The 17,923-nt window shown below is 27.5% G+C and carries 19 protein-coding genes; 18 read left to right on the forward strand and 1 reads right to left on the reverse strand.

From position 1 onward, the window contains the following. The first annotated feature begins 84 nt into the window (after positions 1-84). The 3 genes from HZY83_RS04285 to HZY83_RS04295 all read left to right on the forward strand — a co-directional run bounded on the left by HZY83_RS04285 (position 85) and on the right by HZY83_RS04295 (position 2,849). Entirely contained in the window at positions 85-858 is a 774-nt protein-coding gene (locus HZY83_RS04285; protein ID WP_179942836.1) for a formate/nitrite transporter family protein, read from the forward strand. 112 nt (positions 859-970) lie between these two features. Beyond that, a complete protein-coding gene (locus HZY83_RS04290) occupies positions 971-1,675 on the forward strand; it encodes a CPBP family intramembrane glutamic endopeptidase (protein WP_179942837.1) in 705 nt (234 codons plus the stop codon). A gap of 25 nt (positions 1,676-1,700) precedes the next feature. Beyond that, positions 1,701-2,849, forward strand: coding sequence for an MFS transporter (locus tag HZY83_RS04295; protein WP_179942838.1), 1,149 nt, complete (start codon positions 1,701-1,703; stop codon positions 2,847-2,849). 53 nt (positions 2,850-2,902) lie between these two features. On the opposite strand, the gene HZY83_RS04300 is transcribed toward HZY83_RS04295, so the two are convergent. Beyond that, complete coding sequence (locus HZY83_RS04300; protein WP_179942839.1) at positions 2,903-3,745, reverse strand: RluA family pseudouridine synthase; 843 nt, start codon at positions 3,743-3,745, stop codon at positions 2,903-2,905. Between the two features lie 161 nt (positions 3,746-3,906). On the opposite strand from HZY83_RS04300, the gene HZY83_RS04305 reads away from it, so the two are divergent. The 15 genes from HZY83_RS04305 to HZY83_RS04375 all read left to right on the forward strand — a co-directional run bounded on the left by HZY83_RS04305 (position 3,907) and on the right by HZY83_RS04375 (position 17,808). Beyond that, entirely contained in the window at positions 3,907-6,486 is a 2,580-nt protein-coding gene (locus HZY83_RS04305) for an ATP-dependent Clp protease ATP-binding subunit (protein ID WP_179942840.1), read from the forward strand. 143 nt (positions 6,487-6,629) lie between these two features. Next, positions 6,630-7,187, forward strand: coding sequence for a GNAT family N-acetyltransferase (locus tag HZY83_RS04310; protein ID WP_218925334.1), 558 nt, complete (start codon positions 6,630-6,632; stop codon positions 7,185-7,187). 12 nt (positions 7,188-7,199) lie between these two features. Then, positions 7,200-7,769 (forward strand): hypothetical protein, encoded by a 570-nt coding sequence (locus HZY83_RS04315; RefSeq protein WP_218925335.1) that lies wholly within the window; start codon positions 7,200-7,202, stop codon positions 7,767-7,769. A 23-nt stretch (positions 7,770-7,792) separates the two neighbouring features. Further along, the gene (locus tag HZY83_RS04320) at positions 7,793-8,446 is read left to right on the forward strand and encodes an aspartate/glutamate racemase family protein (RefSeq protein ID WP_179942841.1); all 654 of its coding nucleotides are present in this window, start codon (positions 7,793-7,795) and stop codon (positions 8,444-8,446) included. A gap of 92 nt (positions 8,447-8,538) precedes the next feature. Next, the gene (gene ruvA, locus HZY83_RS04325) at positions 8,539-9,114 is read left to right on the forward strand and encodes a Holliday junction branch migration protein RuvA (RefSeq protein ID WP_179942842.1); all 576 of its coding nucleotides are present in this window, start codon (positions 8,539-8,541) and stop codon (positions 9,112-9,114) included. Between the two features lie 21 nt (positions 9,115-9,135). Further along, positions 9,136-10,137 carry a Holliday junction branch migration DNA helicase RuvB gene (ruvB, locus tag HZY83_RS04330; RefSeq protein WP_179942843.1) on the forward strand — a complete coding sequence of 334 codons (1,002 nt, stop codon included), beginning with the start codon at positions 9,136-9,138 and terminating at the stop codon, positions 10,135-10,137. A 13-nt stretch (positions 10,138-10,150) separates the two neighbouring features. Continuing rightward, complete coding sequence (locus HZY83_RS04335; RefSeq protein WP_179942844.1) at positions 10,151-10,915, forward strand: epoxyqueuosine reductase QueH; 765 nt, start codon at positions 10,151-10,153, stop codon at positions 10,913-10,915. Between the two features lie 240 nt (positions 10,916-11,155). Continuing rightward, the gene (locus HZY83_RS04340; RefSeq protein ID WP_179942845.1) at positions 11,156-11,419 is read left to right on the forward strand and encodes a phosphocarrier protein HPr; all 264 of its coding nucleotides are present in this window, start codon (positions 11,156-11,158) and stop codon (positions 11,417-11,419) included. Between the two features lies 1 nt (position 11,420). After that, positions 11,421-13,133, forward strand: a complete 1,713-nt coding sequence (ptsP, locus tag HZY83_RS04345) for a phosphoenolpyruvate--protein phosphotransferase (RefSeq protein WP_179942846.1) — start codon at positions 11,421-11,423, stop codon at positions 13,131-13,133. A 156-nt stretch (positions 13,134-13,289) separates the two neighbouring features. Further along, complete coding sequence (gene glyA, locus HZY83_RS04350; protein ID WP_179942847.1) at positions 13,290-14,501, forward strand: serine hydroxymethyltransferase; 1,212 nt, start codon at positions 13,290-13,292, stop codon at positions 14,499-14,501. Positions 14,502-14,641: 140 nt separating this feature from the next. Next, positions 14,642-15,361 carry an MBL fold metallo-hydrolase gene (locus tag HZY83_RS04355; RefSeq protein WP_179942848.1) on the forward strand — a complete coding sequence of 240 codons (720 nt, stop codon included), beginning with the start codon at positions 14,642-14,644 and terminating at the stop codon, positions 15,359-15,361. A 12-nt stretch (positions 15,362-15,373) separates the two neighbouring features. Then, a complete protein-coding gene (locus tag HZY83_RS04360) occupies positions 15,374-16,006 on the forward strand; it encodes an NfeD family protein (protein WP_228098458.1) in 633 nt (210 codons plus the stop codon). 17 nt (positions 16,007-16,023) lie between these two features. After that, a complete protein-coding gene (gene floA / locus HZY83_RS04365) occupies positions 16,024-17,013 on the forward strand; it encodes a flotillin-like protein FloA (RefSeq protein WP_179942849.1) in 990 nt (329 codons plus the stop codon). A gap of 22 nt (positions 17,014-17,035) precedes the next feature. Then, positions 17,036-17,488, forward strand: coding sequence for a hypothetical protein (locus HZY83_RS04370; protein WP_179942850.1), 453 nt, complete (start codon positions 17,036-17,038; stop codon positions 17,486-17,488). Between the two features lie 5 nt (positions 17,489-17,493). Then, a complete protein-coding gene (locus HZY83_RS04375; protein ID WP_179942851.1) occupies positions 17,494-17,808 on the forward strand; it encodes a hypothetical protein in 315 nt (104 codons plus the stop codon). Positions 17,809-17,923: the final 115 nt, after the last annotated feature.

A 17,923-nucleotide genomic window follows, 5' to 3' on the forward strand; every position in this document is an offset into this window, starting at 1 on the left:
TTTTTTTGTTACATTACACTCTTGCAAAAATATATTTGATTGTTGTATAATAGTTACTATAATATTAATTAAGGAGTAATATATATGTCTAAACTTTATTTAGAACCTCAAGAAATATATGAATATTCCGCTAAAAAAGGAGAAGCTAAAGCAAATGCAGGATGGCTATATATGATAGCTTTAGGATTCTTAGGTGGAGCATTTATTAGTGTGGGTTATTTAGCTTACATAAGAATAGCAGGAACGTTTCCTCATGAGTGGGGAGGTTTTGGTGCTTTTATAGGGGCAGCAGTTTTCCCTGTAGGGCTTGCATGTATTTTAGTAGGTGGAGGAGAACTTATTACTAGTAATATGATGGCAGTAGGTTCAGCGTATTTATCTAAAAAAATTGATATACAAAAACTTTTAAAAAATTATGTTATTATAACACTTATGAATGTAGTTGGTGCAGTTTTTGTAGCTTATTTCTTTGGCCACATAGTTGGACTTACAGAAGGAGTAGTTTTAGAAAAAACTATTCATACCGCAGAAGCTAAAGTAAATGCAACTCCACTTCAGATGATTGTGTCTGGTGTAGGATGTAACTGGTTAGTAAGTATGGGAGCTTGGTTATCATTTTCTGCAAAAGATGTAACAGGTAAAATTTTGGGAGCTTGGTTTCCAGTTATGACTTTTGTAGCGATAGGATTTCAACACGTGGTAGCTAATATGTTTGTTATACCAGCAGCAATGTTTGCAGGAGCACATATTACATATTTACACTTTGCAGAAAATATGCTTTTTGTATGGATAGGTAATTTACTAGGTGGTCTAGTAATGGTAGCAGGTTTATATTCTCTAGCATATCAAAAAAGATAAAAATACAAGCCTTTGATTTATCAGAGGCTTGTATTTATTTTTTATAAATCAAAGGTCTCTTTTATTTTAAATTATGGTATAATGATGTAATATAAAGTTTGGAGGTTTAAGAATGAATATATCTTTGAAAAAAGGTCAATTTTGGAAAAGTATTTTTGTAGTATCAATATATATATTATTTACTATTTTTTTACCAAAAGTTATATTAGAATTCATTAATCTTACTAGTATAAATTCAAGAATAATCGTTATGTTATCTAGCTGTTTATTAGCAACGATAGTAATTTTAGTATTTACTAGTAAGTATAAAATTAATAGTATCGAGAATATGACTAATAAACATGGAATAATAAGAACAATTATGTACGGAATTATAGGTTTTTTAGCTATGATGATGTTACAAATGATGTTAGGGATTAGTTTGAAATTAATATCCGTTATATTTGGTATTGAGACAGGTAGTCAAAATACGTCTACTATATCACAAATCGTAAAATCAGTTCCGCTATATTCAGTTTATGCTATAGTATTTGCTCCAATATTAGAAGAGTTAGTTTTTAGGAAAGCAATATTTGGTTATGTTTATGATATTGTAGAAACTAAAAGTGATTATATAAGATTTACGTTAGCTGCCTTAGTTACCGGTATTATATTTTCCTTGCCACACGATGGTTTTTCTCCTGTTATGATAGTTTATGTTGTTATGTCTATTGTATTTAGTATATTGTATAAAATTACAGGTAGAATACTTACACCCATACTGGCGCATATTTTAATGAATTTTATAGTTTTATTTGTGCAAGTTTATTTAGCGTAACAAATTTTTTAAGGGGATAATTATTATGGAAGCAAAAAAATGGTTAGCATTAAATTACTTTTTACAGTATGCTGTGCAAGGAGTGTTTTTTCAATATTGGATAGTTTACTTAACTACTATAAAAGATTTGTCTGTTTTAGAAGCTAGTGCAGTTTTTTCTATGATTTATTTAGCTAGGTTTATTAGTGGTATATTTCTCAGTACTGCATTAATCAAGAAATTTGGTCTACATTTATCGTATAAAATAATTGGATTTTCAGGTTTTATAAGTGTTTTGATGTATGGATTCGTTGATAATAAGATTAATTTATTTTTTGTTACTTTTTTGTTTGGAATAACTTATTTTAGTCTTACGCCACTTACAGAAACTACATCATCATTGTTTCTGAAAGAAGGAAATGTTGATTATGGGCAAGTTAGGGTTTTTGGTTCTATTAGTTTTATGATTGTAGGTATAATTGTAGGTGGGGTTTTAGGATATATTAGTAATAGTTATATTTTTTATGTTTTAGCTAGTTTAGTATTCATTTATTTTATATTTACATTAATACCTGCACCTTATATGTTGAATACTGTAGATTTATATAGTGGAGAAGTTAAGAAAGAATCAAAACAATTTTTATGGATGAAAAATGATATAGATGCTATTTTATTAATTTTAGTATTTTTCTTTTTACAGCTTAGCCACGCTGCTTATAATAATTATAATGTTTTGTATCTTGAGAGTTTTAATATATCTTTAAAATGGTTAACAGGATTTATAGTAAGTATTTCGGTAATATCAGAAATATTATTTTTTGTATTTTCTAATAAATTACCTAAAAATATTAGTGCAAAAAAATTCTTACTTATAGCTTGTTTTGTTGCTACTTTTAGATGGTTAATTTTAGCTGTATTTAAAAATGTTTATGTTTTTGTTTTTATGCAAACATTACATGCATTAACTTTTGCTCTTGCGCAAATAGCTTTTATTTTATTACTTAATAGTAAATTTACTTCGGATAAAACTTTGGACATGCAAAATTTATACAGTGCAGTAGGATTTCAGTTAAGTGCATTTTTAGGAATGTATGTTGTTGGTTTTATATGGGATATTAGTACTAGCTTGGTATTTTTTGTATCATCTGCAATAGCATTTATAGCACTAATTATTGCTACTAGATTAAAATTTTAATATATAATTATCAAACAAATTACCGTACTATATACTTATATAGTACGGTAATTTTATATATTCAAAAATAAATTTTCATATTTAGATTTTATGATAATTTTCTTCTGAATGATAGGGTGATTAAATTCAACTTTTAAAGCTCCTAAATACATATGTGTATAATTAATATAATCTTTTGAATAAAGTTTATCTCCTATTATAGGATTGTTTAAGTATGCTAAATGAACTCTTATTTGATGAGTTCTTCCAGTTTCTAGAGAAATTTCAACTTTATAAAGATTATTTTTTGTTTTATTAGAAGTGAGAATATTAGTTATCGCTATTTTTCCGTTGTTGGTAACTGCCATTTTATTTTTTTCAACGCTATGTCTTCCTATTTTTGTAGTTATTTTTTGTGGAGAAATACTATTTTTTACTATAGCATTGTAATATCTTTTGATCCTTTTATTTTCTAAGTCATTATCAAGTTTTGATTTAATAAGAGGAGTTTTAGCAAATATAACTAAACCAAAAGTATCTACGTCTAGTCTATGTATTGGTTCTAAATATTCATAGTCTTTAATTAGGTAGTTTACTAGTGTATTATTTTCAGAATTAATGTCATTAGGATGAGTTTTCATACCAAATGGTTTAGATGCTATAAGAATAAATTCATCTTCATACTCAACATCAATTTTTATTTTATCGTTATATAGATAGTTAGATTTAGCTAAGTCAATTGTAATATTTAAAATATCTCCTTTATAAACTCGTTCATATAAATTAACATTTTTATTATTTATAAATATACAATTTTTGGACATATTCAATGTATGGATATTTTTTTTTGATAATAATAAAAATTTTGCTAGATATTCGCGTAAAGTTGGATAATTGTCATTTATTATAAAATTCATAATATTATTCCTTTATATTTTCTAAACAGTTATTCTATCATTTTTTCTACTTAAAGTAAAATTTTTTTGAAAAAGTTATTGTCAAATTTGGTCAAAGGGTGTATAATATCATTATAGTCAAAAAAGGTCAAATAAATTTGACTATTATTTGGAGGTTAATTATGGATATAAATAGTTTAACTAATAGTTTAAAAGATATTTTAGCCAAAGCACAAACAAAGGCAATAGAATTAAAAAGTCAAAGTATAACAAGTGAAATGATTATATATGAAGCTACTAAAAATGTTAATCTATACAGTGATATTTTAGGTAGAGTTAGTGTAAATAAAAAACAACTTTTATTAGAATTAGAGCAAGAATTTAAGAAAATAAATGCTGTAATTGGAGATAATGTAAGTTATGGAAATTATATAAGTAACGATGCTAATAAATTAATGCAGGAAGCAGATAAATTAAAAAATAAATATGAAGATAATTTTATATCATGCGAACATTTGTTATTAGCAAGTTATGTTACTAATAGTATTGTAAAAAGAAACTTGGACAAGGTAACAACTTTAGAAAAATTAACAAAGGTAATTGATGATATTAGAGGAGGTAAAAAAGTTATGAATGAAAATCCAGAAAATAGCTATGAAGTACTTGAAAAGTACGGGAGAGATTTAATAGAAGAGGTAAAATTAGGAAAACTAGATCCTGTTATAGGCAGAGATTATGAAATTAGAAATGTAATACGAATTTTATCAAGAAAAACTAAAAATAATCCAGTTCTAATAGGAGAACCAGGTGTAGGGAAAACAGCTATAGTGGAAGCATTAGCTCAAAGAATAGTGAGAGGAGATGTTCCAGATGATTTAAAAAATAAAACAATTTTTGAACTTGATTTAACTAGCTTAGTTGCTGGAGCAAAATATAGAGGTGAGTTTGAAGAAAGATTAAGAGCCGTTTTAAAAGAAATTAAGGAAAAAGACGGAAATATAATCTTATTTATAGATGAAATTCATATGTTAGTAGGTGCGGGGAAAACAGATGGGGCCATGGATGCAGGTAATATACTAAAACCTATGCTTGCTAGAGGCGAGTTACATTGTATAGGAGCAACAACATTAAATGAATATAGAAATTATATAGAAAAAGATTCTGCACTAGAAAGAAGATTCCAAAAAGTTTTAGTAAAAGAACCTACAGTAGAGGATACAATTTATATTTTGAGAGGATTGAAAGAAAGATTTGAAGTTTATCACGGTGTGAAAATTTCTGATAGAGCGATAGTAGATGCTTCGGAACTTTCTAATCGCTATATAACAGACAGATATCTACCGGATAAAGCTATAGATTTAATAGATCAAGCGTGTGCTACAATAAAAACAGAAAATTCTTCTAATCCAGAAGAGTTAGATGCTATAAATAGAAAGGTTATGCAACTAGAAATAGAAGAAAACGCATTGAAATCTGAAACAGATGAAATATCAAAAAAACGTTTAAATAATATTATTGAAGAATTATCTGTTTTAAGAGAAGATCAATCTCGTCTTAAGTTACAAGTAGATAAAGAAAAAGAAAAAATATCAAAAATAAATAAACTTAGATCAGATATAGATAGTAAAAAATTAGAGTTAGAAAGAGCAGAAAATAATTACGATTTGGAATTAGCATCAGAATTAAAATATTCTGTACTTCCAAAACTAGAATTAGAGCTAACAGAAGTTGAAGAGAATTCTAAAGATGATGAATATAAATTGTTAAAACAAGAAGTTACAGAAGATGAAATAGGTTATATTGTTAGCCAAATAACAGGTATTCCAGTTACAAGATTAGTAGAAACAGAGAAAGAAAAATTATTAAATTTATCTTCAACATTACATAAAAAAGTAATAGGACAAGATGAAGCTGTTGACAGTGTTACTAATGCTATACTTCGTTCAAGAGCAGGTATTTCAGATCCTAGTAGACCTATAGGAAGCTTTTTATTCTTAGGGCCAACAGGAGTAGGGAAAACAGAATTAGCTAAAGCTTTAGCACTTAACTTATTTGATGATGAAAAGAATATTATTAGAATAGATATGAGTGAATATATGGAAAAACATTCTGTTAGCAGATTAATAGGAGCTCCTCCAGGTTATATAGGTTATGAAGAAGGAGGGCAATTAACAGAAAATGTTAGAAGAAATCCTTATAGTATAATTTTATTAGATGAGGTAGAAAAAGCACATACAGATGTATTTAATATTCTATTGCAATTATTAGATGAAGGAACTTTAACAGATTCTAAAGGAAATATTGTTGATTTCAAAAATACGATTATAATAATGACTTCAAATATAGGTTCAATTAATTTATTAGAAGAAGCAAAAAATGGAGAAATTACAGAAAAAACTAGAGAAAATGTAATTAATCAGCTTTATGGGTACTTTAAACCCGAAATATTGAATCGTATGGATGACATTATAATATTTAAACCTTTAACAGAAAATAACATTAAAGAAATAACTAAAAAATTGTTAACAGAATTAGTACTAAGGTTACAAAAACAAAATATCAACCTTAGCTATACTGATAATATAGTTAATTGGATAGCTACAGGAGGTTATGATATGAAATTTGGAGCAAGACCACTAAAAAGATTTATCCAAAGTCATATAGAAAATGCATTAGCTGTAGAGATTATTAAAGAAGGTGTTGAAGATAATTCAACAATAGTTCTTGATTACAAAGATAAATTAATTGTAAATATAAAATAGTTTATAAATAAAAAGGTTTTACTTATGTAAAATCTTTTTATTTTTACTGAATGACTATATAAACGATTATATTTATAAATAGAAAGTTATTTAATTTTTAATTTTTATGATATAATTAAATAAAATTTTCGTAGAGGTGTATAATGAAAAATATTAAATTACGTTTTGCACTAGAATCAGATGCAGAGCAATTACTAAATATTTATACGTACTATGTAGATAATACAGTTGTAACATTTGATTATAAGGCACCTACTATTGAGGAGTTTAAAAAACGTATAAATAAGATAATATCAAAATTTCCTTTTTTGGTAGCTCAAAAGAATGATACTATAGTTGGATATGCTTATGTTAATACTTTTAAAAATCGTGAAGCCTACGATCACACAGTAGAGTTATCAATATATGTTGACAAAGAAAACGTAGGTTTAGGTATTGGTAAATTATTGTACAATAAGTTAGAAAAGATATTATGTGAGCAAAACATTGTAAATATAACATCATGTATTACTTATCCAAATGAACAAAGTGAAATTTTCCATAAAAGTCATGGTTATGAAAAAGTAGCACATTTTCATAAGGTAGGGTATAAATTTAATAAATGGTACGATGTAGTTTGGTATGAAAAGTCTATTTTAAGTCATAGTGATAGTATTGGACCAGTAAAAAGTATACATGAATTAGCAAAGCAATTTGATTAAGGAGATAACAATTTGAAAGTATTAGAAGAGAAAATTAAAAATTATTATAAAGATTATGAAGTAATGCCATTTATTTCAAAGGATAGAGATTTAAAAGAGTGGCTTGAAGAAGTTGAACTCTCAAAAAGTAAATTAGTTCCTAAAAGAAATATGCAGAGAACTAAAGAAGGCTTAGTAGCAGGTGATGTTATTCTTATGTGGAGAGTAAATTTTGGAACTTTTACAACAGAGAGTATAAAACCAGGAATGTATCCAAAATATTTTGAGTATAGCTATGGAATAGATGCACCTAATAACTTAGAGATACTAATAAAAGAGGGGTATATAAAAATTGATAGTATTAAAGATTCCCTGCAACATACCACAATTACAAATTTGAAAAAATTTTTAAAAGATAATAAGGTAGTAGGTATCTCAAAAATGAAAAAAGAAGATGTTTATACATACATTAAGGATAACTTCTCTGAAGACGAATTATCAAAATATATAAAAGTATTAGGTTATTCATTAACCGAAAAAGGTAAAAATACTTTAAGTAATAATTCTGATATTATTGATAAACATCCTAAGAAAAAATTCTAGTATTTTTAGATAGGAGTGATATTATGAAAATAGGTGTACTAGCTGGCACAAAGAAAGATACAATGATGGGAGTTAATATTCTAAAAAAAAATAATTATACTAATTTGGAAGTTATTGAAAATACGAAAACTCCTAGCGAGCAAACATTATTTCAAATATCTAGTGAAGAATATAAAGAAAAAATTATTAGTGAGCATATAGAACATTTAAAAGGAAAAGATTGTAGAAATCTTTTTGTATATTGTAACTCTTTGAGTGCTGCTGTAGATTTTGATAAATTAGCTAAAAAGTATGATATTAACATTGTAACTCCACTTCACGTTTATAAAAATTTAGCTAAAAATGTAAAAAATGTAGTAATACTTACTGCTAATGCTCAAGGATTATCTGGAATAGAGAAAGTAATGTTTGAAGCTAATGAAAATATTAATATCATAGGAATTACTCTTCTTGATATGGTTAAAGATATTGAATTAGGATTAGATCCTATTTTAATTTCCGAAAAATTCAACTTTAATGTTTTAGCTAAATATATTAATAGTTTAGAGATAGAAAAGGTTATACTAGGATGTACTCATTTTCCGTATATATTAGATAATTTGACTGGAAAATTAACTAAAAATATAGAAGTAGTAGATCCTTCTAGTCATATGTTAAGTTTAATTGGAGAAAAATAAATTTGTTTGAAATTTATCTATTTTCCAGTAATTTAACTGAGAAATAATTTATATTATTATAAATTTTAAATTATTAGATGTAAGGAGATTATATGTACGCATATATAAAAGGATATGTTAAGGAGATAAATCCTAATAATATAGTTTTGGATAATAATGGAATAGGTTATGAGTTAATTGTAGCAAATCCTTATGACTATAATACAGATGAGGAGATTACTGTTTATATTAGTCAGCAAGTTAGGGAAGATTCTAATACTTTATTTGGATTCAAAACAAAAGATCAGAAAAAAGTATTTTTATTGCTTCTTAAAGTAAAGGGTGTCGGTCCTAAGAGTGCCTTAGCAATTTTAGCTAGTGCAAGTAGTGAAGAGATTATAGAAGCTATAAATAGTTCGGACGTTAATTATATGACTAAGTTTCCTGGAATCGGAAAGAAATCTGCTCAACAAATAATACTTGATTTACAAGGGAAAATTGACTTTATTTCTAACAGTGATAATGTGAACAAAGGGAATAATCCAGTTCTAGAAGATGCTATTTTGGCATTAGAAGCACTAGGATTTACTAAAAAAGAGATAACAAAAATAGAAAAGCAATTAATAAGCTACAATTATACAAAAGCAGATGAATATGTTAAGATTGGACTAAAGTTATTAACTAGATAATAAAATGGATATGGAGGTATTATGAAAGAAAGGTTATTATCAAACATTCAAGGCATTAATGAAGAACCTCAAGAACAAAGATTACGTCCACAATACTTAAATCAATATATAGGTCAAGAGCAAATAAAAGATAATTTAAAAGTATTTATAGAAGCGGCAAAAATGAGAAATGAGGTATTAGATCATTGTTTAATTTACGGACCACCTGGTCTTGGGAAAACAACCCTTGCTACTATAATTGCTAACGAAATGAATGTTAATATAAGATATACTTCTGGTCCAGCAATAGAGAAATCAGGAGATTTAGCAACTATTTTAACAAGTTTAGAACCAGGAGATGTCTTGTTTATTGATGAAATTCATAGAATAAGTAGATCTATAGAAGAAATACTATATTCTGCAATGGAAGATTTCTATCTTGATATAGTTATAGGAAAAGGAGAAGAATCAAGAAGTGTACGAATAGATTTGCCTCCATTTACTTTGATAGGTGCTACTACTAGAGCTGGAGCATTAACAGCCCCGCTTCGAGATAGATTTGGAGTACATTGTCGTTTAGAATTTTATGATATAAAGGATTTGCAGACTATTTTGGCAAGAAGTGCTGATATCTATGGATGTTATATTGATGAAAGCAGTACGTATCAAATAGCTATGCGTTCTAGGGGAACACCTAGAATAGCTAATAGACTTTTGAAAAGAGTGAGAGATTTTGCTCAAGTCAAAAATGAAGGACTTATAAATGAAGAAATATCTATATCTTCACTTGATTTATTACAAGTAGATTCTAGTGGTCTAGATAATATTGACTATAAAATACTAGAATGTTTGGTTAAAAGATATGAAGGAAGAGCTGTTGGATTAGAAACTATAGCTATAACTATAGGAGAGGAGAGCATAACTATAGAAGATGTTTACGAACCTTATTTAGTTAAAGAAGGATTTATAGAAAGAACTCCTAGAGGAAGAAAAGCTACAGCTAAAGCATATAATCATCTTGGAATAGAATATAAATCACAATAGATAGGAGAAGTGAATGATAGACAGTAAAAATTTTATAAATACTCGGCATAAGAATCAAAAAATAAATTATGATAATGTTTTAAAAGAACTAATAAAAGAATGGAAAAAACAAGAGATAAGGCCAAAATTACTAATACATTCTTGCTGTGCTCCATGTAGTACTTATGTTTTAGAATATTTAACAGAAGTAAGTGATTTAACTATTTTTTTCTCAAATTCAAATATTCATCCTAAAGAAGAATATATAAAGAGAATGTTAGTTCAAAAAGATTTTATTGATGAGTTTAATAAACGAAACAATTCAAAAATTAAGTTTATAGCAGATGAGTATAACCCTAATAAATTTATTAAAGCTGTAAAAGGTTATGAAGACGAAAGAGAGGGAGGGGAAAGATGTCATATTTGTTATGAAATGCGTCTTGACTCTGCAGCTAAAAAAGCTTTTAAATTAGGATATGATTATTTTGCGTCAGCCTTAACTCTAAGTCCTAAAAAAAATGCTCAGGTAATTAATGAAAGTGGCTATGAATTACAAGAAAAAATAGAAGTTTTTTATTTACCTTCTGATTTCAAGAAAAATAATGGTTATAATCGCTCGATTGAAATGTGTGAAGACTACAATATTTACAGACAATGCTACTGTGGTTGTGTATTTGCGGCAAAAGATCAAGGTATTGATTTTAAAGAGGTTAATCAAAACGCTAAAGAATATAATTTGAAACACAAAAACTATGAAAAATACAAGTCTTTATTGAAAACAGGAAGTGAATTATTGTAAATATTTTTTGAATGATTTAATAAAATGAATTATTATTTATATTAATTACGGTAACAGTATAGTATAATTTGTTTTCATATTAAATTTTCATAACTATATTATAATAAAGTGATAATTGGAAAGAAAGCGACAACAAATAGTGTTTGATAGTTATGAAATCACTATAAAATACTTGTAAATATAAAATTCATATGATATTATAACAATGTACAATATTTAAATATTAAAGGAGATAACATTATGTTAAAAAGAGAATACAAAATAATAGATGAAACGGGAATTCACGCAAGACCTGCTACACTTTTGGTACAAGCAGCATCTAAGTTTGAATCAACTATAGAATTAGAATTTAAAGGACGTAAAGTTAATTTAAAATCTATTATGGGTGTTATGAGTCTTGGAGTAGGAAAAGATGCTGATATAGTTATCTATACAGATGGTAGTGATGCAGAAGAAGCAATCAATACAATAGAAGAAACAATGAAGAAAGAAGGATTAATCTAATATGTTAGAATTAAAAGGTATTGCCGCATCACAAGGTATATCTTTTGCGAAAGCATATATTTTTGTTGAACCTAATCTTTCAGTATCAGAAAAGAAAATTTCAAATGTTTCAGAAGAAGTTGCAAAATTTGATTCAGCGGTAGAAATTTCAAAAAAAGAATTAAGCATAATAAAAGATAAGGCTTTAGAAAATTTAGGAGCTGATAAGGCTGCTATTTTTGAAGCACATTTATTAATTTTAGATGATCCAGAATTTATAGGAACTGTAAGAACAGATATAGAATCAAAAGAAATTAATGCGGAGTATGCCTTAAAAGAAACTTCTGATATGTTTGTATCTATGTTTGAAGCAATGGATAACGAATATATGAAAGAACGTGCAGCAGATATAAGAGACGTATCTAAAAGAGTTTTAGCTCATCTATTAGGTGTAGATTTACCAAATCCAAGTCTAATAGATGAAGAAGTTATTGTTATAGCAGAAGACTTAACACCTTCTGACACCGCACAACTTAATAAGAAATTTGTTAAAGGTTTTGCTACTAATATAGGAGGTAGAACTTCTCACTCTGCAATTATGGCTCGCTCATTGGAAATACCAGCTGTTGTTGGAACTGGCAATATAACAGAACAAATTAATAATGGAGATAATCTAATTATAGATGGATTAGATGGAGTTGTAGTTGTTAATCCTACAGAAGACGTAGTAGCTCATTATGAACAAAAATTAGCTGATTTTGAGGCTAAGAAAGTCGAGTGGGCAAAATTATTAACAGAAAAAACTGTAAGTAAAGATGGACACGAAGTAATTTTAGCTGCTAACATCGGAACTCCTGCTGATTTAGAAGGTGTAAAAAATAACGGTGGAGAAGCAATAGGACTTTATAGAACAGAATTTTTATATATGGGTAGAGATCAGTTGCCTACAGAAGAAGAGCAATTTGAAGCTTATAAAACTGTTTTAGAAGGAATGGGAGATAAACCTGTAGTAGTTCGTACATTGGATATCGGTGGAGATAAAGAGTTGCCTTATCTAGACTTGCCAAAAGAAATGAATCCATTTTTAGGATTTAGAGCGATAAGACTTTGTTTAGAACAAAAAGATTTATTTAGAACACAACTTAGAGCATTATTACGTGCTTCTGTTTATGGTAAACTTTGTGTAATGTTCCCTATGATAGCAACATTACAAGAATTTCGTGATGCAAAATCGATGTTCTTAGAAGAAAAAGATAAACTTATAGCAGAAGGAATTAACGTTAGTGATGATATAGAATTAGGAATAATGGTTGAAATACCTTCTACGGCTGTAATAGCTGATTTGTTCGCAAAAGAAGTTGATTTCTTCTCTATAGGAACTAATGACCTTGTTCAATACACAATGGCTGCAGATCGTATGAGTGAAAAAGTTTCTTACTTATATCAACCATATAATCCAGCTATACTTCGTTTAATAAAAAATGTTATAGAAGCTTCTCATAAGGAAGGTAAATGGACAGGTATGTGTGGAGAAATGGGAGGAGACCCATTAGCTATTCCATTACTTTTAGGAATGGGATTAGATGAATTTTCTATGTCAGCGACTTCTATACTACAAGCAAGAAGTCAAATTAAAAACTTAGAAGTTCCAAAAATGAAAGAATTGGTAGAAAAAGCTATCGACTGTTCTACTACTGAAGAAGTTTTAGAGTTAGTAGAGAAATATACTAAATAATAAAAAATAAAAAATAAACTTAGGTATAAATGACTAAGTTTATTTTTTTGTATTATCTAATAAATTAATTAAGTAAGAAGCTTTTAGAATTTCATATTGTAAAGTATTTTGTTATAATTTATGTTATATTGTTATTTTATACTAGGAGGAAATTTAATGGATAAAGAGATTTTTGATATTATAGAAAAAGAAAGAGTGCGTCAAGAAACAAATATTGAATTAATAGCTAGTGAAAATTTTGTATCCGATGATATTTTAAATGTAACTGGAAGTATATTAACTAACAAATATGCAGAAGGTTATCCGGGTAAAAGATACTACGATGGCTGTGAGTACATTGATGAAATAGAGACATTAGCTATAGAGAGATTAAAAAAATTGTTTAATGTTAAATATGCAAATGTACAACCGCATTCTGGTTCAAGTGCCAATATGGCTGTGTATATGGCGTTATTAAATACAGGAGATACAGTTTTAGGTATGAGTATGGATGCAGGAGGTCATTTAACTCATGGAAGTAAAGTTAATTTTTCTGGTAAAATTTATAATAATGTTTCTTACGGTGTAAATAAAGATACACATACTATAGATTATGATAATGTTAGAGAGCTTGCTTTAGAACATAAACCAAAATTAATTATCGCTGGAGCAAGTGCTTATCCTAGAACTATTAATTTTAAAAAATTTAGAGAAATAGCGGATGAGGTTGGTGCGTATTTATTAGTAGATATGGCGCATATAGCTGGTCTAGTGGCTACAGGATTACATGAAGATCCGATACCATATGCTCATGTAGTAACATCTACTACACATAAAACTCTTCGTGGACCTAGAGGAGGAATAATTTTAACAGATGATGAAGATATAGCTAAAAAAATAAATAAAGTTATTTTTCCAGGAATACAAGGAGGTCCTTTAGAACATATAATTGCAGCTAAAGCTGTTTGTTTCAAAGAAGCTCTTAGTCCAGATTTTAAAGAATATCAAAAACAAGTTTTAAAAAATATTAACGCAATGGTTGGGGTATTTAAAGAAAATAATATACCGGTTATTAGCGACGGGACAGATAATCATTTATGTTTGATAGATACTTATTCAACTTTAGGTATAAATGGTCATGACGCTAGCTTATTACTTAGTAAAGTTGGAATAACTTGTAACAAAAATGGAATACCATTTGATACTCTTCCACCAATGAAAACTAGTGGATTACGCTTAGGAAGTCCAGCAATGACTACAAAAGGATACGACGAAAATGATTTTAAGTATATTGCAGAATTAATGTGCAATTTATTAAAAGAAGGGGATAGTTTAGTAGATTATACGAGAGAAAAAATTCTACAACTTACAAAAAATAAAAATAAATAATAATATTTGAAACATATAATTGATAATATATCTTTATATGAATTATCTACAGTTGCAAGTAAAGTGAAAGTTTTGAAAATGCTTTACTGTAAGCTTTTTCTATGATATAATAAAATATAACCTTAAGGAGTATATTAAGGATGCTATATAAGTTTTCTGAAAAAATATATTATACTAAACATAGATTTACATATTTAGAGCCGTCTATTGGTTATGTAAAAGGTAAAAATTTTTCTATAATGATAGATGCTGGTAATAGTAAAGAACAGGTAGAAACATTTTTTAATGATCTGAAAGAGTACAATTTACCACTTCCCATGTATGTTATTTTAACCCATCATCATTGGGATCATAGTTTTGGTTCTATTTACACCAATTTACCTGTAATTTCTAGTAGTAAAACAAGTGATTATTTATCAGAAATGGCTAAGTGGAATTGGGATGAATATAGCTTATCTGAACGTATCGCTAATAATATAGATACTAAGTATAGTGTTGATATCTTAAAAAAAGTATATCCTAATATTAACGATATAAATATAAAGATTCCGGATATAAAAAAATATGGGGATTTTAGTATGAATCTTGGAGACTTAGTAGTTTATTTTTATAGTAATGACAATTCTCATTCAGATGATTCGTTATTAATATACATAAAAAGTGAAAAATTACTATTTTTAGGAGATAGTCATAGTAAAAGTTACAAAACTATACCATTGTCTTTCGATAAAACTAAATTATATAATTATATAAATTTTATAAAAGATATAAATTTTGATTATGCTATACCTGGACATGGTAATATTATGACTAAGCATGACTTAGTTAGTTATTTGGAAAACGAATATTCTAAAATTTAGGAGGTGGGATAGTTGGATTTGGGAAACAATTTAATCTATATAGATTGGTTTTTGTTAATTGCAATGTCTCTGTCTTTTTGTCAACAGCTTTTTTCTAAGAAATTTAATTTTTATGGAATAATAAGCTTGTTAAGTTTGACAACTTATGTTGCAATACACGTGTTACAAGATGGTATTAATATGTTTGTGTTAATGTTATTTTTTGCTGGTTTATCTTTAATTATATTAGAGATGTTTATTCCAGGTGGGATTATAGGAACTTTAGGAATAATTACTGTAATATCGTTAATAATAGTTATTAATCAACAAACTCAATTTATTACTTTTATTATATTATCGTCTGTAGTAGCCTTTGTTTGTTTATTTTTAATTAATATTTATGTTTTAAATAAAAAATTACTTTTTTTAAACAGATTAGTTTTGTCTGATGCTATTTCTACAGAACAAGGATATGTTGCAAAAGAAAGTGAAATAGAGATATTAGGAAAAGAATTAGTTGCTTTTACAGATCTTAGACCATCTGGGACAGCCATATACGATAACGTTAAATATGATGTCGTTACAGAAGGAGAGTTTATTGATAAAGGTAGTAAATTAATTGTTAAACACGTAGAAGGTATGAGAATAATTGTACAAAAAATATAAAATAAGGAGATGATTATATGCCAGAAGCTATTTTTTTAGGAATTTCGGTTATTGTAGTAATAATAGTATTATCCATATTCTTTACGTTTTTCCCACTGGGATTATGGATTAGTGCTATAGCTGCTGGAGTTAAAGTTAGTATTTTTACATTAGTAGGTATGAGATTAAGACGTGTTGTACCTAGTAGAGTAATTAATCCGATGATTAAAGCTCATAAGGCAGGTCTAGAAGTTACTATAAATCAATTAGAAAGTCACTATTTAGCTGGAGGAAATGTTGATAGAGTTATTAATGCTTTGATAGCAGCGCATAGAGCTAATATAGTAAGCTTATCTTTTGAAAGATGTGCAGCTATAGATTTAGCAGGTAGAGATGTTTTGCAAGCTGTTCAAATGAGTGTTAATCCAAAAGTTATTGAAACACCTTATATAGCAGGTGTTGCTATAAATGGTATTGAGGTAAAAGCTAAAGCAAGAATAACTGTTAGAGCAAATATTGAAAGATTAGTTGGTGGAGCAGGAGAAGATACTGTAATTGCCCGCGTAGGAGAAGGGATAGTTTCGACTATAGGGTCTTCTGATTCACATACTGTTGTATTAGAGAATCCTGATAGAATATCTAAAACAATTTTGGATAAAGGACTAGATGCAGGTACTGCTTTTGAAATTTTATCTATAGATATTTTAGATGTAGATATCGGACAAAATATAGGGGCAAATCTTCAAACAGAGCAAGCTATAGCAGATAAAAATATTGCTCAAGCTAAGGCTGAACAACGTAGAGCAATGGCAGTAGCGCAAGAGCAAGAAATGAAGGCTCGTATACAAGAAATGCGTGCTAAAGTAGTAGAAGCTGAAGCAGAACTTCCTTTAGCTATGGCTAAAGCTTTCAGAGAAGGAAATTTAGGTGTTATGGATTATATGAATTATAAGAATCTAGAAGCAGATACAGGTATGAGAGATTCTATAAAACGTATGTCACAAACAGAAGAACAAGAAAATAAGTAATTAAAAATAAGGGGGAATAGTAATGGAAATTTTATTATTAATTATATTCCCGATAATAACTTTGATAATAAGTGCTATAGTTATTGGTGTTTATTTTAGTGATAGTAATAAACATAAAAAACGACTTAATAATAACGAAAGTGCTAGATTAGAACAACTTCGTAAAGAAGTTATTAAAAATATTAATGCTATCAAATCTATGAATAAAACCAAAGAAGATTTAAATAATGAGAATATTAATTTACAAAAAAATTTAATTTCTGCAATTAATAAGCAATCTCAAGAAATAAATAAATTTTCTGATGATTTGAAAAATTATAGAAATAGCATAGCCTCAAACTATAACAAAGAAATTATTGTTGAAAATAGTAATATTAAAACTTATAACAATAATAAGTTAATATTCAACAAAAATAATATTGTTCGTGGTTTAATAACTTCTGAATATATTGAAAGGAAAAATAATAGGAGGTAGCTATTATGTTTGATTTATCGTGGGGGATATTACTTTTACTTATAGGTATATTTCAATTCTATAGTAGCTACAAAAAAGATCAAAATAAGAATAATAGTAATGAAAAAAACACTAAGAAGATTTCAAATGAAAAGGTATATAAGAAATCTACTTATGTTCTTAATAATTTTGATGATCTTAACAAAGGGTTTAGTAGAAGAGATAGTATAGATAAAGAACATTTAATATTAAGTGATAATGATTATAAAATTTCTAAATCTAAACTTGTTAATGATATTATTTTTTCGGAGATATTAAAAAAACCTAAAAGTAAAAGATAGTTAAAAGGAGTGGTATTATGGATAAATTATATAACTATGTAGGTTATTGTATTTATTCGTTTTTACCACTCTATTTATTTATGCTAATTTACAATCTTATTACAATGAATATAAG

Origin of the sequence: Gemella sp. GH3, from assembly GCF_013415425.1 — a bacterium.
Taxonomy (GTDB): Bacteria; Bacillota; Bacilli; order Staphylococcales; family Gemellaceae; genus Gemelliphila.

Bases quoted from the DNA above. Each gene is read 5' to 3' on its own strand.
- HZY83_RS04285 (WP_179942836.1), top strand. From the start codon at position 85: ATGTCTAAACTTTATTTAGAACCTCAAGAAATATATGAATATTCCGCT.
- HZY83_RS04290 (WP_179942837.1), top strand. From the start codon at position 971: ATGAATATATCTTTGAAAAAAGGTCAATTTTGGAAAAGTATTTTTGTA.
- HZY83_RS04295 (WP_179942838.1), top strand. From the start codon at position 1,701: ATGGAAGCAAAAAAATGGTTAGCATTAAATTACTTTTTACAGTATGCT.
- HZY83_RS04300 (WP_179942839.1), bottom strand. From the start codon at position 3,745: ATGAATTTTATAATAAATGACAATTATCCAACTTTACGCGAATATCTA.
- HZY83_RS04305 (WP_179942840.1), top strand. From the start codon at position 3,907: ATGGATATAAATAGTTTAACTAATAGTTTAAAAGATATTTTAGCCAAA.
- HZY83_RS04310 (WP_218925334.1), top strand. From the start codon at position 6,630: ATGAAAAATATTAAATTACGTTTTGCACTAGAATCAGATGCAGAGCAA.
- HZY83_RS04320 (WP_179942841.1), top strand. From the start codon at position 7,793: ATGAAAATAGGTGTACTAGCTGGCACAAAGAAAGATACAATGATGGGA.
- ruvA (WP_179942842.1), top strand. From the start codon at position 8,539: ATGTACGCATATATAAAAGGATATGTTAAGGAGATAAATCCTAATAAT.
- ruvB (WP_179942843.1), top strand. From the start codon at position 9,136: ATGAAAGAAAGGTTATTATCAAACATTCAAGGCATTAATGAAGAACCT.
- HZY83_RS04335 (WP_179942844.1), top strand. From the start codon at position 10,151: ATGATAGACAGTAAAAATTTTATAAATACTCGGCATAAGAATCAAAAA.
- HZY83_RS04340 (WP_179942845.1), top strand. From the start codon at position 11,156: ATGTTAAAAAGAGAATACAAAATAATAGATGAAACGGGAATTCACGCA.
- ptsP (WP_179942846.1), top strand. From the start codon at position 11,421: ATGTTAGAATTAAAAGGTATTGCCGCATCACAAGGTATATCTTTTGCG.
- glyA (WP_179942847.1), top strand. From the start codon at position 13,290: ATGGATAAAGAGATTTTTGATATTATAGAAAAAGAAAGAGTGCGTCAA.
- HZY83_RS04355 (WP_179942848.1), top strand. From the start codon at position 14,642: ATGCTATATAAGTTTTCTGAAAAAATATATTATACTAAACATAGATTT.
- floA (WP_179942849.1), top strand. From the start codon at position 16,024: ATGCCAGAAGCTATTTTTTTAGGAATTTCGGTTATTGTAGTAATAATA.
- HZY83_RS04370 (WP_179942850.1), top strand. From the start codon at position 17,036: ATGGAAATTTTATTATTAATTATATTCCCGATAATAACTTTGATAATA.
- HZY83_RS04375 (WP_179942851.1), top strand. From the start codon at position 17,494: ATGTTTGATTTATCGTGGGGGATATTACTTTTACTTATAGGTATATTT.